Origin of the sequence: Stenotrophomonas maltophilia (assembly GCF_003970865.1) — a bacterium.
GTDB lineage: Bacteria > Pseudomonadota > Gammaproteobacteria > Xanthomonadales > Xanthomonadaceae > Stenotrophomonas > Stenotrophomonas maltophilia_AR.
Window position 1 is genome coordinate 88,758 of sequence record NZ_RXLZ01000003.1, and the last position, 13,642, is coordinate 102,399.

Sequence of the window (13,642 nt, forward strand, 5' to 3'; positions counted from 1 at the left end):
CCGCGCAGGGCGCGGTGGGCGGTAGTGCCGGCCGCTGGCCGACAACCTCAGGATCCCTGCAGCTGCCGGCCAGCGGCCGGCACTACCACAGGTGGGTCAGTGACCCGATTCGACCTTGCGCCATTCCACGGCGGCACGATCCAGCACGCCGTTGACATAGGTGTGGCCGTGTTCGGAACCGAAGCGCTTGGCCGATTCGATGGCTTCGTTGATCACCACGCGGTACGGCACGTCCAGGCGGTAGCGCAGCTCGTAGGCGGCCAGGCGCAGCACTGCGCGTTCGATCGCGTCCACTTCTTCGATGCCACGGTCCAGGTACGGGCCGAGCGCTTCATCGATGTCGCGGCGGTTGTCGAGCACACCGTGCAGCAGCGCCTCGAAATACGCCAGGTCGGCGATTTCGCGGGCCTGCTCGTGGGCGAACTGGGCGATCAACGACTGTGCGTTGCCGCCGGAGATCTGCCAGGCATAGATGGCCTGCACGGCACGACGGCGGGCGCGCGAGCGCAGCACCGGATCGACGCCATCGCGGCGGACGGGTTTACCGGAGGGCTTGCCCTGGGTGTTCTTGTTCATGGCAGCTGCTCCAGAAGATTGACCATTTCCAATGCGGCGAGTGCGACTTCCTCGCCCTTGTTGCCGTGGCTGCCGCCTGCGCGGGCCTCGGCGTCTTCAACACGTTCCACCGCCAGCACGCCGTTCAGCACCGGCACGCCGAAGTCCAGCTGCACGCGCATCAGGCCTTCGGCGCAGCGGTCGGCCACGTGTTCGTAGTGGCGGGTATCGCCACGGATCACGCAGCCCAGGGTGAGGATGGCAGCATGTTCATGGGCGGCGGCCAGGCGCGCGGCGACCAGCGGCAGTTCCCAGGCACCCGGCACGCGGATCACGTCGATGTTGGCTTCGGTGATGCCGTTGCCGGCCAGGCTCTGGCGGGCGCCAGCGACCAGCGTGTCGGTGATGCGGGCATTCCAGCGGCTGGCCAGGATGGCGAAGCGCGCCGATTCGGGAGTGCGAAGATCGCCTTCGAAGTGGCTCATATGCGGCTTGGGGGACTCGATAAGGGGGTAATTCTAGCGTGGATGGGCCCCGGCCGTGATCGGCGGGGCCCAGAGCGTGCCGACCAACGGTCGGCACCCACCGGTGGCATGGGGTCGGCACCCACCGTTGGCGGAGGTGTGGTAGTGCCGGCCGCTGGCCGGCAATCCCGGGGATGCGGTTACCGGCCAGCGGCCGGCACTACCCATTACAGGGTCACCGTCTCCACCACTTCCAGGCCATAGCCGGCCAGGCCGATCTGGCGGCGCGGGGTGCCCAGCACGCGCAGCTTGCCCAGGCCCAGGTCGGACAGGATCTGCGCACCGGCACCGTTGCGGCGCCACTGGCTCACATCCTTGTCCTTGCCCGGCACCACCGGCGCAGGCTGCTGGCGCAGGCGGGCCAGCAGAGACTCACCGTCGCGCGGGGCCTGCAGCACCACCATCACACCGGCGCCTTCGGCATCGATCGCGCGCAGGGCATCGGTAGCTGCCACGCCGAAGTCGTCACGGCGCCAGTGCAGCAGGTCGGCCAACGGGTTTTCCACCTGCACCCGCACCAGGGTCGGGGTTTCCGCATCCGGCGTGCCACGGACCAGGGCGAAATGCAGGTCGTGGGCGATGCGGTCGCGGTAGGTGACCAGCTTGAACGGGCCGAACTCGGTGTCGATCTCGCGCTCGTCCACGCGTTCAACGGTCTTTTCGGTGGCCAGGCGGTAGGCGATCAGGTCGGCGATGGAGCCCATCTTCAGGCCGTGCTCGCGGGCGAACACTTCCAGCTCCGGGCGGCGCGCCATGCTGCCATCCGGGTTCAGGATCTCCACCAGCACGCCGGCCGGTTCCAGCCCGGCCAGCATGGCCATGTCCACGGCGGCTTCGGTGTGACCGGCGCGGGTCAGCACGCCACCCGGCTGGGCGATCAGCGGGAAGATGTGGCCCGGCTGGTGCAGGTCCGACGGCTTGGCGTTGGGCTTCACCGCGGTGCGGATGGTGTGGGCGCGGTCATGCGCCGAAATGCCGGTGGTGACGCCCTCGGCGGCCTCGATGCTGACCGTGAAGTTGGTCTGGAACTGGGCGGTATTGGCCTGCACCATCGGCGCCAGGCCGAGATCGGCGGCGCGGGTACGGTTCAGCGGCAGGCACACCAGGCCACGGCCATGGGTGACCATGAAGTTGATGTCGCTGGCCTTGACCAGCTCGGCAGCCATGATCAGGTCGCCTTCGTTCTCGCGGTCTTCGTCATCGACGATGACGACCATGCGGCCCAGGCGGATGTCTTCCAGGATGTCCGGAATCGGGGCGAAATTCATGCGACATCTCCCTGTGGGTGCTGACCGTTGGTCGGCACACTGATCAGCCGCTCCACATAACGGGCGACCAGATCGATTTCAAGATTGACCGCGCTGCCCACGCCTGCGGCGGAGAAGGCGGTGTTGGCGACCGTGTGCGGGATCAGGGCGACGTCAAAACCTTCGTCGTCCACTTCGTTGACGGTGAGGCTGACGCCGTCCACGCAGATCGAGCCCTTCTTGGCGATGTAGCGGCGCAGCGAGGCCGGCGCGGCGAAACGCCAGCGCTGGGCACGCGCGTCTTCGTGGATGGACAGCACCTGGCCCAAGCCGTCGACGTGGCCGCTGACCAGATGGCCGCCCAGGCGGTCGGTCGGGCGCATGGCGCGCTCCAGGTTGATGACCGACCCTTCGCCCAGCTGACCCAGCGTGGTCAGGCCCAGGGTCTCGGTGGAGGCATCGGCCTGGAAGCTGCTGGCGTCGAATGCGATGACGGTGAGGCAGACGCCGTTGATGGCAATGCTCTCGCCCATCTGCACGTTGTCGAACGGCAGATTCCCGACATTGAAGGTGAAGCGGACATCGCCGCCGATGGATTCGCGTGCGGCCAGACGGCCGACGCCTTCGATGATTCCAGTAAACAAGTAACGTTCTCCGCGAAAAGTGAGCGAAAAACGCCGCAAGGCAAACAGGCGCACGCAGGGCATGAGCCCTGTGGCACCGTCTTCTTTCATCCGGACTATGACCGTCGGCTCCGGCATTGGACCGGATCTGCTGACCCCCGGCCGTGGGCCGGAGCGCTCGCGGGCTCGTGCTTGCGCACCTACCGCCGGTGGGGAATTGCACCCCGCCCTGAAGACGTTTGTGTACCGGCGAACCGGCGTGGCTAGTGTACCAGCCCGGGCTGAACGGGGCTGGATGCCACAGCTGTGACGGCCGTCGCTCGCAATTTGTAAAACTTTCATTAAAATCCTGCCCCGGACGACATGAGGTCGCCACGGGCAGCCCGTTGGGCAGGCCCGCCAAAGGACTGAAATTCACAGGAATTCCCATGCGCAAGATGCTGATCGTGGCCGCCCTGCTGGCCGCCGCCCCGTTCTCGGCTTCGGCCGACGCCCTGAGCTACACCTACGTTGAAGGCGGCTGGACGCAGGTCAAGGTTGACGACAACGCACTGGACGACCCGAAGGTCGACGGCGGCTACCTGCGTGGCTCGGTAGCCATCGCCGAACAGGTCTACGTGTTCGGTGGCTGGTCGCGTACCAGCAAGACCAATCACTACGGCAATGATTCGCTGAAGCTGGAACTGAACCAGCCGGAGCTCGGCATCGGCTACCACATGCCGTGGACCGACCGCCTGGACTTCACCGCCGATGCCGCGTGGGTGCGCCAGAACGCCGAAGCCACCGTCCGCTACGACGGCCTGCGTTTCAGCCAGAAGGATCATACCAACCTGGGCCGCGTCACCATGGGCATCCGTGGCAAGCCGTCGCGCATGACCGAAGCCTGGGCCAAGGCCGGTTACATGGACGGCGGCAACAACTTCAAGGGCACCTGGGTCGGCACCGTCGGCGGCCAGATCAACTTCACCAAGACCTGGGGTCTGGTGGGCGAGATCTCCGGCTACCGCGACGTCACCCAGTACTCGGCCGGCGTCCGCGCCAGCTTCTGATCCAACGATCGCTCCTCGTCGTGCGATCGAACGGGCCCCGCAAGGGGCCCGTTTTTTGTCCGCTGCACACCGTCACCTGGCTGCATCGCGCCATCGAAAGTGTGGGCAGATGCGCTAGGCTTGCGCGCCTCTGGAACAGGAAAACACCGTCATGAAGACCCCCACCCGTACCCTTCTGGCCAGCGTGCTGCTGTGCGCCCCGCTGATTGCCAGCGCGGCACCGGCCCAACTGACGCCCGAGCAGGCCTTCGACCTGTATGCACGCGTGCTGCTGGAAGACGACGCGGCCGCCACGCGCACGCTCAACGACGCACTGAAGCCGGCGTTCGAGGGCCAGGACGCCGTGACCCCGAACCCGGGTGCGCTGGCCAAGGCCTTGGCCGAACCCTGGCAGACGGTACTGGCCAGCACCGGCGCCAAGGTCGATGCTGCGGCCACCGAAGCGCTGTATGCCAAGGCACTGCGCGATTCAAAATGCCGCGCGACCAAGAGCGTGATCGAAGACAACGAATACGTTGAAGACCAGAAGCTGGCGCGGATCACCTACAGCTGCCAGGTGCCTGACCTGGGCAAGGTCCGCCCGCTGTTCGCCGCCAGCCTGGCCGACGATGCCAGCCCGGCCGCGCGCAAGCAGTTCACCGATGCCTATACCCAGGCACTGCAGAGTGGCGCGCGCGTGCCGGCCAGCGGCACCTTCACCCTGTACCCGGCCAAGGACAATGGCTACTGGTACAGCGGTAACTTCGATGATCTGGTGGGCACCGTGGCCGGTGCGCTGGCACCGTTCGAGGACTGGATGCAGGACGCGCAGGCGGCCAACGCGCCGAAGGTAACCGGCGTTCCGGGCTGCGACCTGTTGCTGCAGCAGCACCGCAGCTGCGTGGCGAAGATCGCACCGGACCAGATCAGCGGCGTGGACGCGATGGCCGAGGAACTGAGGGCCAAGGCGCAGGTGAAGTCGACCGACGAGATGACGCAGGAGTGCAAGGCACTGCGCCCGATCGCCGAGATGATGTGGACCGACGAGTGCGCGTGAGCCACGCATAGAGCCGAGCCCGCGCTCGGCTCATCGTCGCCGACGACAAGGGCGACTGCACTTTCAGAACCGTTGCATGGCCCTGCGCGGCCTGCATGGTCAATGCTGTCGCCCTCTTCCACCGGGGCAACCGCATGAAACACCGTATGACGTCGACCGCGCTCATGTTGCTGGCGCTGATGGTGTGCTGGCAGGCCGAAGCGTCCAGGTTCAAAGCCACCAGGATCTTCGTCGTCCAACCCTCGGTCGCCTTCGAGTCGACCCTGCTGAGCGACAGGCACCTGGATGCGTGGATGAGCAATGACGACCACTGCCGCGATTTCCTGATGTACCACGATCAGTGTGCCGTGCTGGTACTGCCGGATGAGTACGACGACGGCTTTACGCGCCGCCAGCTGCGGTTGAAGGCAAGGCAACTGCCGGGCGAGACACTGGGCGCATACTGCCGCGACCTGCATGTGCTGTGGAAGCAGCAGTGGAAGGGCCAGTGCCCGGTCGGCGAAGAAGACGACGAAGCGGCCTGACGCCATGGGCGTAGCCCCTGCTCTGCGTCATTCCTTCATGGACGCAGCAGCAGCCTGATGTCCTCACCGACCTGGCGCTGGTCAACCACACGCAGGCGGCGCTGTTGGTCCATGGCATCGATGCCGAGGCCGGCCAGCAGCGGGCGTCCGTTGTCGCCCAGCAATGTGGGGGCCTGGTAGAGCAGCAGTTCGTCCACCCAGCCGCCGCGCAGCAGCGCACCGGCCAGGGTGGCGCCGGCTTCGGTATGCACTTCGTTGATGCCGCGCTCGGCCAGCAGTGCCAGCACCGCGCCAAGATCGAGACGGCCGTCAACACTGGGCACGCTGGCAAATTCTGCGTCGGCCGTATCCGGTGCACTCACCGCTGCATCGTGCAGATACAGCGTCGGTGCTCCGCCCTCGCGCACACGGCTGCATTCGAGCGAACGCAGCCGCGAATCGAGCACCACGCGCAGCGGTGGCATCACCTCGGTACTGGCCAGGCGCACGGTCAGCATCGGGTCGTCAGCCAGCACCGTGTCGGCGCCGGTCAGGATCGCACCAGCACGCGCACGCCAGTGCTGCACGTCTTCGCGCGCGGCTGGACCGGTGATCCATTTGGAGCTGCCATCGGCCATCGCGGTACGGCCATCAAGGCTGGCCGCCAGCTTCACCCGCAACCACGGCCGATTGCGCTCCACACGCGACAGGAAACCCTTGTTGAGCTCACGCGCCTGTATCGCCATCAGTCCTTCGGCGACCTCGATGCCGGCATTGCGCAGCAGGTCAAAGCCACCGCCATCGACCTTCGGGAACGGATCGCGCATCGCGGCAACCACGCGCGACACGCCCGCTTCGATCAGTGCCAGCGCACACGGCGGTGTGCGCCCGTAGTGTGCGCAGGGCTCCAGCGTGACGTAGGCGGTGGCACCGCGGGCCTCGCTGCCGGTCTCGCGCAGCGCGAACACTTCGGCGTGCGGTCCACCGGCACACTGATGCCAGCCCTGTCCGACCACGCGTTCGCCGTGGGCGATGACACAGCCGACCATCGGGTTCGGGCGTGTGGTGTAGGCGGCACGCTCGGCCAGACGCAGTGCGTTGGCCATGTGCAGGTGGTCGAGAACGGAGAACGGGGTGGTCATGCGGCCATGGTAACGCCGCCGGTGGCTGTGTAGATCCACGCCATGCGTGGATGGGCGCCACTGTGCCAACCAAGGTTGGCACCCACCAGGTAAAGGTAGATCCACGCCATGCGTGGATGGAGCGCCATCGTGCCAACCGAAGTTGGCACCCACCAAAGCAGAGGCGGTCAGCCCTTCTTCTTCTTGGTCAGGGCGATGACATCGCCCAGCAGCTGCAGCTGTTCGGTACTGGACGGCAGGTCGCGTTCAAGCTTCTCGATCTCCTCGCGGAAATCGGCGACGTCCTCGAAGCTGCGGTAGACCGAAGCGAAGCGCACATAGCCGACATGGTCGAGCTTGCGCAGTTCGTTCATGACGAACTCGCCGACCTTGATCGAGGGCACTTCGCGCTCGCCGCTGATGCGCAACTGGTGGACCACGGCGCGTACTGCCGCTTCGATCTTGTCTTCGGCCACCGCACGCTTCTGCAGCGCGCGGTCGAAGCCAGCACGGACCTTGCGCTGGTCGAACGCCTCGCGGGTGCCATCGCTCTTGACGATGGCCGGCAGCTTCAGCTCGACCGTTTCCATGGTGCTGAAGCGCTCGCCACAAGCTTCGCATTCACGCCGACGACGGATCGTCGCGCCGTCTTCGGAGACGCGCGAGTCGATGACCCGGGTATCGGCATGTTGGCAGAAGGGGCAATGCATGGAACGCCTGGCTCAGGGAAGTACCTATTGCCACGGTCATGGCAGCGTCGCAAAGGTACCTGAGAAAGGGCCCCGCAGCAAATGCTGTCTGCGCGGAAGTGCCTGCATTTCGGCTAAACAGAGCGTCCAGCGAGGTCTGGGCTACCCGCTCAACCGGGCCTTCCGACCGGACATCGACGGCGTACAAGCCGAATTGGTCATTCCTCCAGCCTTGAAAGCCGCCGCAGATGCCAGCTCAGGCTGGCCCATGGGGCACCAAAAATCATCAGGAAGGGAGCATAGAGCAGAGCTGCCGGCTCCCAACCAATGGCTGTGAAGAGCATCGCGACGGCCGCAACGGCCTGGAAGGCAGACACCACCGGCAAGGCATTCAGCCAGGTGGACTGGGACTGCAGCCCTTCTGCACCGCAAGTCCGCCAAGTGTTGGCCAGCATCAGCGCTGCATACGCGCTCCAGACCGACATGCCCCCCCAGTTTGCGGCAGCCATCAGAAACGCTTCTGATGGCTGGCGGCTGAGCCACACCATCAGAAGAACCAGCGTAGCCAGCACACCTGCCATCGCACAAGGAATGGAGAACAGCAGCAGATGCCAGAGCACCCTGATGCGTTTCCTTTGAACGGATGTGTTCATGGGTGACTCCCAAGATGAAAACTCTTGAGAAGTTAGCCAGGGAATTTCTACATCACCATGCAACTTGTCTGAAAATCAGAGGCAGGGAAGAAAAAGCTCAGGTCCGCCAGCGCAGCCACGCCAGGTGCCCGGCCATCACCAGCAGTGGCGGGCCAAAGCCGAGGAAGGCCAATGTCGAGATCTCCCCGCGCTTGAAGGTGAAGTACAGCGTGGCGGCGACCACGCCGAAGGCGAATCGGTACGCCTGGCTCAGGGGAATACCTGCCGGAAGGGTTTTGACAGTTTTGCAACAGCACTTGAGAAGGGCCCGACCAGCAAACTCCGCTTCACTTGACTGGCCCGCTGGCTTTCGACAGCCATCGGAAGTGGCAGGCAAGGCTGATCCAGGGAGCCCCCCAACCGATTGCCAATATCAGCAGTATCGGATCCACTCCAAGACTTGAAACTGTTATCACCGACGCGGACACAGCCTGAGCAGCTGACACTAGAAACAGCGTCCCCAGCACTGGCGCGGCGGGCTTCAATCCATCCGGTCCGCGCATCTGCCACGTGTTTGCGAGCTGGAAAACAAGCGGGATCGCCGTCACAGAGAGCAGACCCCACATCGCAAGCAATGCAAGAAGTGCGCTGTTGTCACCGCCGTGCGCCCATACCCATAGGAACAGCAGCGAACCCAACAGGCCAGCCAACGCGCAGGGAATGGAAAAAAGAAGGCTGTGGAGAAGCAGGTAGAGGCCGTGTCGGCGGCGCCAGGATTGCATCGGGGGCTCCTTCCAGTAGTTCGGAAGACCCTAGTCCTGACGCCTGCGGCACACCATGCAATTTCTTTGAAACTTCCAACCACCAGTCACACAGCGTCGGTCGCGCCCCAGCGCAGCCACGCCAGGTGCCCGGCCATCGCCAGCAGCGGCGGGCCAAAGCCGAGGAAGGCCAATGTAGAGATTTCCCCGTGCTTGAAGGTGAAGTACAGCGTGGCGGCAACCACGCCCAACGCGGCCAGCGCCCCCAGCCCCAGCCCTACCCAGGCAACAACCGGGGAGTGGCGCAGGCCTGTGACACCGCGCCACAGGAACAGGCCGCTCAGCCACAACCACGACAGCAGGCCGATGATTCCGGCCGACGACCACAGCAGCAACAACCTGTGCTCGTCGCCCGTCAGGTACTTGCCGTCCCATACGACCATCAGCCCCAGCACGGCCCCCGTGCCACCCGCCGCCACGGTGGGCAGGCCCACCAGCAGGCCGGCGATCGCCATCCAGCGTTTGTGCAGACGCTCATCCATGCGTTCGATCTCCTTCCATGGGCCACGTCATGCGCGGCGTTTGATCCACACCAGCATCGCAGCCGGCACCAGCATCGACGGGCCCAACAGCAACAAGCCGAGGCCTTCGCCGTGCACGGCGATGCCCCACCACAGCGCCAGCCCCAGCGGGGGCAAGGCGGCGAGACCGCCCGCCAGCAGCATCCACCACCAGAGGCGGTGCACGTGCAGCCCGGCACGCCCCTGCATCAGAAAACCCGCGCTGAGCCACAACCAGGCCAGGCAGCCGGCAATGCCGGCCAGGCCCCACAGCGGCATCACCGTCACCGAGGCCAGCGTGCCATGACCGAACTGGCCCAGCCCCATCAGCAGCAGCATCGTCGCCGCCGCGCCGCCCATCGCCAGGCTGGGCAGGCCGAACAGCACCGCCAGGGCGGTGTAGAGGTACTTGAGGTGGCGCTCATCCATGCGCGGTTGCTCCAATGCCGGGGTCAGAGCCCTTCCCTGCGGGAAGGGATCCGACCCCTGCTTCGATCACCCGTAGACCGGGTACTTGCGGCACTGCGCGCTGACGGCATCGCGCACGCGGGCAATGACGGCGTCATCGCTCGGCGCGTCGAGCACGTCGGCGATCCAGTTGGCCAGGTCCACGCAGTCCTGTTCGACGTAACCACGGGTGGTCACCGCCGGGGTACCCAGTCGCAGGCCCGAGGTCACGAACGGCGAACGCGGGTCGTTCGGCACCGAGTTCTTGTTGACGGTGATGTGGGCCTTGCCCAGCGCCGCTTCCGCGTCCTTGCCGGACACGTCCTTGCCGATCATGTCGACCAGCATCAGGTGATTCTGGGTGCCGCCGGAGACGATCTTGTAGCCGCGCGCGATCAGCGTGTTGGCCATCGCCTGGGCGTTCTTCACCACCTGCTGCTGGTAGGCCTTGAAGCCCGGTTCCAGTGCTTCCTTGAAGGCCACGGCCTTGCCGGCGATGACATGCATCAGCGGACCGCCCTGGATGCCCGGGAACACGATCGACTGCAGCTTCTTCACCAGGTCTTCGTTGGCACCCTTGGCGACGATGATGCCGCCGCGCGGGCCGCGCAGGGTCTTGTGGGTGGTGGAGGTGACCACGTGGGCGTGCTCCAGCGGGCTCGGGTAGACGCCTGCAGCCACCAGACCGGCAACGTGCGCCATGTCCACGAACAGGTACGCACCGACCTTGTCAGCGATGGCGCGGAAGCGCGCCCAGTCGATCACCTGCGAGTAGGCCGAGAAGCCAGCCACGACCATCTTCGGCTTGTGCTCCAGGGCCAGGCGCTCGACTTCGTCGTAATCGATCAGGCCCTGGTCGTTCACACCGTACTGCACGGCGTTGAACAGCTTGCCCGAGGCGTTGACCTTGGCACCGTGGGTGAGGTGGCCGCCGTGGGCAAGGCTCATGCCGAGGATGGTGTCACCCGGCTGCAGCAGGGCGAAGTACACGGCCTGGTTGGCCTGCGAACCGCTATGCGGCTGCACGTTGGCGTAGTCGGCGCCGAACAGCTGCTTCAGGCGGTCGATCGCCAGCTGCTCGGCGATGTCCACGTACTCGCAGCCACCGTAGTAGCGCTTGCCCGGGTAGCCTTCGGCGTACTTGTTGGTCAGCTGGCTGCCCTGCGCTTCCATCACCGCCGGGCTGGTGTAGTTCTCGCTGGCGATCAGCTCGACGTGGTCTTCCTGGCGCTGGGTTTCAGCGGCGATGGCCTTGGCCAGTTCGGGATCGTAGGATTCGATGCGGACGTCACGCGGGAACATCGGGTACTCCAGCAGGCAGGGAAAGGGGGTACGACTCAGCCCTCGATTGTAGCCCCGCACCGGCCTGCTGGGGCCGAAACGGACGGGGCCGGCATCCCCGAAGGAATCCGGCCCCGTATGGTTTCGATTGATGTTGTGGGGTCAGAGCCCTTTCCGTTGGAAAGGGATCCGACCCCGGCCACGATCCTCAGCGGTTGCTGAGCACATACTGGGCAATCACACCGGTGGCGATGGCCACCAGCAGCATGTTGCCGCGGTCATCGCGAATCCACTGGTGCCCGTAGGGCGGGCGACGCAGGTGATAGCGCGGGTAGTCGTTCACCACATAGATCGGGCCGCGGTAATAGTCGCGGTAGCGATGGCCGACCTTCCAGCCATAGCCCGGGCCATAGGCCGGGCGATACACCACACGCGGCGGCGCCGGGCGGTAGTAGCGGTCATGGTCGCGGTGCCACTCGCGGCGATCCTGACGGTAGTCGCGCCGGGCCTCGCGGCGGTCGCGTTCCCAGTCACGGCGGTCGTGGCGCCATTCACGGCGATCCTCCCGCCACTCACGGCGGTCGTGGTCGCGGCGATGGTCGTTGTCGGCGAAAGCCGGGGCCACGGCGCCCAGCGCCAGCACAGAGGCCACGGCGCCGGCCATTACTCGATTGATGCGCATGTCAGACCTCTGCTCGGGTGGGTGGTGAACCCATATTGCGCACCCGATCTGAACCGTTTCCGGCTGGAAACGCTTCCCGCTGCAGGACTGTGACCGGGTATTCAGGCCGCGGCCAGCCCGGCGCCCCTTCCCGGGCGCGGCCCGGAACCGGTTCCGGCTATAATTGGCGGTATTCCATTTCAGTCTGTGCCCGCTGCCGCAACGGGATGTTCCCGTGACGGGTCGGGCGCAGGGCCGCGCCTACGGAGACCGCATGTCCTCGCAATACATCTACACCATGAACCGCGTGTCCAAGGTGGTCCCGCCCAAGCGGCAGATCATCAAGGACATCTCGCTGTCCTTCTTCCCGGGCGCGAAGATCGGCCTGCTGGGCCTGAACGGCGCCGGCAAGTCCACCGTGCTGAAGATCATGGCCGGCGTGGACACCGATTTCGAGGGCGAAGCCCGCCCGCAGCCGGGCATCAAGGTCGGCTACCTGGCGCAGGAACCGGAGCTGGACCCGACCAAGACCGTGCGTGAAGCGGTCGAGGAAGGCGTGGGCGAAGTGCTGCAGGCACAGGCCGCGCTGGACGCGGTGTACCTGGCCTACGCCGAGGAAGGCGCCGACTTCGACGCGCTGGCCAAGGAACAGGAGCGCCTGGAGGCGATCCTGGCCGCGGGCGACGCGCACACCCTGGAAAATCAGCTGGACGTGGCCGCCGATGCGCTGCGCCTGCCGCCGTGGGATGCCGTGGTCGGCAAGCTGTCCGGTGGTGAAAAGCGCCGCGTGGCCCTGTGCCGCCTGCTGCTGCAGAAGCCGGACATGCTGCTGCTCGACGAACCGACCAACCACCTCGACGCCGAGTCGGTGGAATGGCTGGAACAGTTCCTGGCGCGCTACACCGGCACCGTGGTGGCGGTCACCCACGATCGCTACTTCCTGGACAACGCCGCCGAGTGGATCCTGGAACTGGACCGCGGCCGCGGCATTCCGTGGAAGGGCAACTACACCGACTGGCTGACCCAGAAGGATGAGCGCCTGAAGCAGGAAGACAACCAGGAAAAGGCCCGCCAGAAGGCGATCCAGAAGGAACTGGAATGGTCGCGCCAGAACGCCAAGGGCGGCCGTACCAAGGGCAAGGCCCGTCTGGCCCGCCTGGAAGAGCTGCAGTCGGTCGATTACCAGAAGCGCAACGAGACCAACGAAATCTTCATCCCGCCGGGCGAGCGCCTGGGCAATGCGGTGATGGAGTTCAAGAACGTCTCGAAGAAGTTCGGCGACCGCCTGCTGTTCGACAACCTGAGCTTCCTGGTGCCGGCCGGTGCCATCGTCGGCATCATCGGCCCGAACGGTGCCGGTAAGTCGACCCTGTTCAAGATGATCACCGGGCAGGAAAAACCGGATACCGGCGAGATCGTGGTCGGCCCGACCGTGAAGCTGTCCTACGTGGACCAGAGCCGCGACGCGCTGGAAGGCAACCACAACGTCTTCCAGGAAATCGCTGGCGGCCTGGACATCCTCAACATCAACGGCATCGAGATCCAGTCGCGCGCCTACATCGGCCGCTTCAACTTCAAGGGCCAGGACCAGCAGAAGATGGTCGGTTCGCTGTCCGGTGGTGAACGTGGCCGACTGCACATGGCCAAGACCCTGCTGCAGGGTGGCAACGTGCTGCTGCTCGACGAACCGTCCAACGACCTGGACATCGAAACCCTGCGTGCGCTGGAAGATGCGCTGCTGGAGTTCCCGGGCAACACCTTCGTCATTTCGCATGACCGCTGGTTCCTGGATCGCATCGCGACCCACATCCTGGCGTTCGAAGGCGACTCGCACGTGGAGTTCTTCCAGGGCAACTACCGCGAGTACGAAGAAGACAAGCGCCGCCGCATGGGCGACGACGCTGCGCCGAAGCGCCTGCGCTTCAAGGCGCTGAAATAAGGCAACAGGAAAGG

Annotated in this window: 17 protein-coding genes and 1 riboswitch; of the genes, 4 read left to right on the plus strand and 13 right to left on the minus strand. The window is 65.5% G+C overall.

Annotated elements, in window-relative coordinates; genetic code table 11:
• Positions 1-96 precede the first annotated feature (96 nt).
• From nusB to EKL94_RS01735, 4 genes are all read right to left on the minus strand, one after another.
• Positions 97-576: a transcription antitermination factor NusB gene (gene nusB, locus EKL94_RS01720; RefSeq protein WP_005408062.1), complete on the minus strand. Its 480-nt coding sequence runs from the start codon at positions 574-576 to the stop codon at positions 97-99.
• Entirely contained in the window at positions 573-1,040 is a 468-nt protein-coding gene (gene ribH, locus EKL94_RS01725; RefSeq protein WP_005408061.1) for a 6,7-dimethyl-8-ribityllumazine synthase, read from the minus strand. Before ribH ends, nusB begins: the two co-directional genes overlap by 4 nt.
• A 206-nt stretch (positions 1,041-1,246) precedes the next feature.
• Positions 1,247-2,347, minus strand: a complete 1,101-nt coding sequence (ribB, locus tag EKL94_RS01730; RefSeq protein WP_126927735.1) for a 3,4-dihydroxy-2-butanone-4-phosphate synthase — start codon at positions 2,345-2,347, stop codon at positions 1,247-1,249.
• The gene (locus tag EKL94_RS01735; RefSeq protein ID WP_024957263.1) at positions 2,344-2,970 is read right to left on the minus strand and encodes a riboflavin synthase; all 627 of its coding nucleotides are present in this window, start codon (positions 2,968-2,970) and stop codon (positions 2,344-2,346) included. The genes ribB and EKL94_RS01735 overlap by 4 nt, the downstream gene beginning before the upstream one ends.
• Before the next feature lie 74 nt (positions 2,971-3,044).
• Positions 3,045-3,190: riboswitch (FMN riboswitch) on the minus strand.
• A gap of 187 nt (positions 3,191-3,377) precedes the next feature.
• Here EKL94_RS01735 and EKL94_RS01740 point away from each other — a divergent pair.
• The 3 genes from EKL94_RS01740 (at position 3,378) to EKL94_RS01750 (ending at position 5,558) form a co-directional block, all read left to right on the plus strand.
• Positions 3,378-3,998 carry an outer membrane beta-barrel protein gene (locus EKL94_RS01740; protein ID WP_126927736.1) on the plus strand — a complete coding sequence of 207 codons (621 nt, stop codon included), beginning with the start codon at positions 3,378-3,380 and terminating at the stop codon, positions 3,996-3,998.
• A 151-nt stretch (positions 3,999-4,149) separates the two neighbouring features.
• On the plus strand, positions 4,150-5,034 hold the full coding sequence (locus EKL94_RS01745; protein WP_126927737.1) for a hypothetical protein: 885 nt from the start codon (positions 4,150-4,152) through the stop codon (positions 5,032-5,034).
• 134 nt (positions 5,035-5,168) lie between these two features.
• The gene (locus EKL94_RS01750; protein ID WP_260473353.1) at positions 5,169-5,558 is read left to right on the plus strand and encodes a hypothetical protein; all 390 of its coding nucleotides are present in this window, start codon (positions 5,169-5,171) and stop codon (positions 5,556-5,558) included.
• A gap of 35 nt (positions 5,559-5,593) precedes the next feature.
• Here EKL94_RS01750 and ribD read toward each other — a convergent pair whose 3' ends face one another.
• The 9 genes from ribD to EKL94_RS01795 form a co-directional block, all read right to left on the minus strand.
• On the minus strand, positions 5,594-6,679 hold the full coding sequence (gene ribD, locus EKL94_RS01755) for a bifunctional diaminohydroxyphosphoribosylaminopyrimidine deaminase/5-amino-6-(5-phosphoribosylamino)uracil reductase RibD (RefSeq protein WP_126927739.1): 1,086 nt from the start codon (positions 6,677-6,679) through the stop codon (positions 5,594-5,596).
• A gap of 167 nt (positions 6,680-6,846) precedes the next feature.
• On the minus strand, positions 6,847-7,368 hold the full coding sequence (gene nrdR / locus EKL94_RS01760; RefSeq protein WP_004143350.1) for a transcriptional regulator NrdR: 522 nt from the start codon (positions 7,366-7,368) through the stop codon (positions 6,847-6,849).
• A gap of 197 nt (positions 7,369-7,565) precedes the next feature.
• Complete coding sequence (locus EKL94_RS01765) at positions 7,566-8,000, minus strand: hypothetical protein (protein ID WP_126927740.1); 435 nt, start codon at positions 7,998-8,000, stop codon at positions 7,566-7,568.
• Between the two features lie 97 nt (positions 8,001-8,097).
• On the minus strand, positions 8,098-8,223 hold the full coding sequence (locus EKL94_RS22595; RefSeq protein WP_260473354.1) for a hypothetical protein: 126 nt from the start codon (positions 8,221-8,223) through the stop codon (positions 8,098-8,100).
• Positions 8,224-8,326: 103 nt separating this feature from the next.
• Positions 8,327-8,761, minus strand: coding sequence for a hypothetical protein (locus EKL94_RS01775; protein WP_126927742.1), 435 nt, complete (start codon positions 8,759-8,761; stop codon positions 8,327-8,329).
• A gap of 86 nt (positions 8,762-8,847) precedes the next feature.
• Positions 8,848-9,282, minus strand: coding sequence for a hypothetical protein (locus EKL94_RS01780; protein ID WP_126927743.1), 435 nt, complete (start codon positions 9,280-9,282; stop codon positions 8,848-8,850).
• A gap of 27 nt (positions 9,283-9,309) precedes the next feature.
• Positions 9,310-9,729, minus strand: coding sequence for a hypothetical protein (locus tag EKL94_RS01785; protein WP_126927744.1), 420 nt, complete (start codon positions 9,727-9,729; stop codon positions 9,310-9,312).
• A 66-nt stretch (positions 9,730-9,795) separates the two neighbouring features.
• Positions 9,796-11,049: a serine hydroxymethyltransferase gene (gene glyA, locus EKL94_RS01790; protein WP_126927745.1), complete on the minus strand. Its 1,254-nt coding sequence runs from the start codon at positions 11,047-11,049 to the stop codon at positions 9,796-9,798.
• A 187-nt stretch (positions 11,050-11,236) separates the two neighbouring features.
• Positions 11,237-11,710 (minus strand): RcnB family protein, encoded by a 474-nt coding sequence (locus EKL94_RS01795; RefSeq protein ID WP_126927746.1) that lies wholly within the window; start codon positions 11,708-11,710, stop codon positions 11,237-11,239.
• Between the two features lie 253 nt (positions 11,711-11,963).
• On the opposite strand from EKL94_RS01795, the gene ettA reads away from it, so the two are divergent.
• A complete protein-coding gene (gene ettA, locus EKL94_RS01800; protein ID WP_005412220.1) occupies positions 11,964-13,628 on the plus strand; it encodes an energy-dependent translational throttle protein EttA in 1,665 nt (554 codons plus the stop codon).
• Positions 13,629-13,642: the final 14 nt, after the last annotated feature.

Bases quoted from the DNA above. Each gene is read 5' to 3' on its own strand.
- ribH (WP_005408061.1), bottom strand. From the start codon at position 1,040: ATGAGCCACTTCGAAGGCGATCTTCGCACTCCCGAATCGGCGCGCTTC.
- ettA (WP_005412220.1), top strand. From the start codon at position 11,964: ATGTCCTCGCAATACATCTACACCATGAACCGCGTGTCCAAGGTGGTC.
- EKL94_RS01795 (WP_126927746.1), bottom strand. From the start codon at position 11,710: ATGCGCATCAATCGAGTAATGGCCGGCGCCGTGGCCTCTGTGCTGGCG.
- glyA (WP_126927745.1), bottom strand. From the start codon at position 11,049: ATGTTCCCGCGTGACGTCCGCATCGAATCCTACGATCCCGAACTGGCC.
- nrdR (WP_004143350.1), bottom strand. From the start codon at position 7,368: ATGCATTGCCCCTTCTGCCAACATGCCGATACCCGGGTCATCGACTCG.
- EKL94_RS01785 (WP_126927744.1), bottom strand. From the start codon at position 9,729: ATGGATGAGCGCCACCTCAAGTACCTCTACACCGCCCTGGCGGTGCTG.
- nusB (WP_005408062.1), bottom strand. From the start codon at position 576: ATGAACAAGAACACCCAGGGCAAGCCCTCCGGTAAACCCGTCCGCCGC.
- EKL94_RS01765 (WP_126927740.1), bottom strand. From the start codon at position 8,000: ATGAACACATCCGTTCAAAGGAAACGCATCAGGGTGCTCTGGCATCTG.
- ribD (WP_126927739.1), bottom strand. From the start codon at position 6,679: ATGACCACCCCGTTCTCCGTTCTCGACCACCTGCACATGGCCAACGCA.
- ribB (WP_126927735.1), bottom strand. From the start codon at position 2,347: ATGAATTTCGCCCCGATTCCGGACATCCTGGAAGACATCCGCCTGGGC.
- EKL94_RS01745 (WP_126927737.1), top strand. From the start codon at position 4,150: ATGAAGACCCCCACCCGTACCCTTCTGGCCAGCGTGCTGCTGTGCGCC.
- EKL94_RS01780 (WP_126927743.1), bottom strand. From the start codon at position 9,282: ATGGATGAGCGTCTGCACAAACGCTGGATGGCGATCGCCGGCCTGCTG.
- EKL94_RS01750 (WP_260473353.1), top strand. From the start codon at position 5,169: ATGAAACACCGTATGACGTCGACCGCGCTCATGTTGCTGGCGCTGATG.
- EKL94_RS01775 (WP_126927742.1), bottom strand. From the start codon at position 8,761: ATGCAATCCTGGCGCCGCCGACACGGCCTCTACCTGCTTCTCCACAGC.
- EKL94_RS01740 (WP_126927736.1), top strand. From the start codon at position 3,378: ATGCGCAAGATGCTGATCGTGGCCGCCCTGCTGGCCGCCGCCCCGTTC.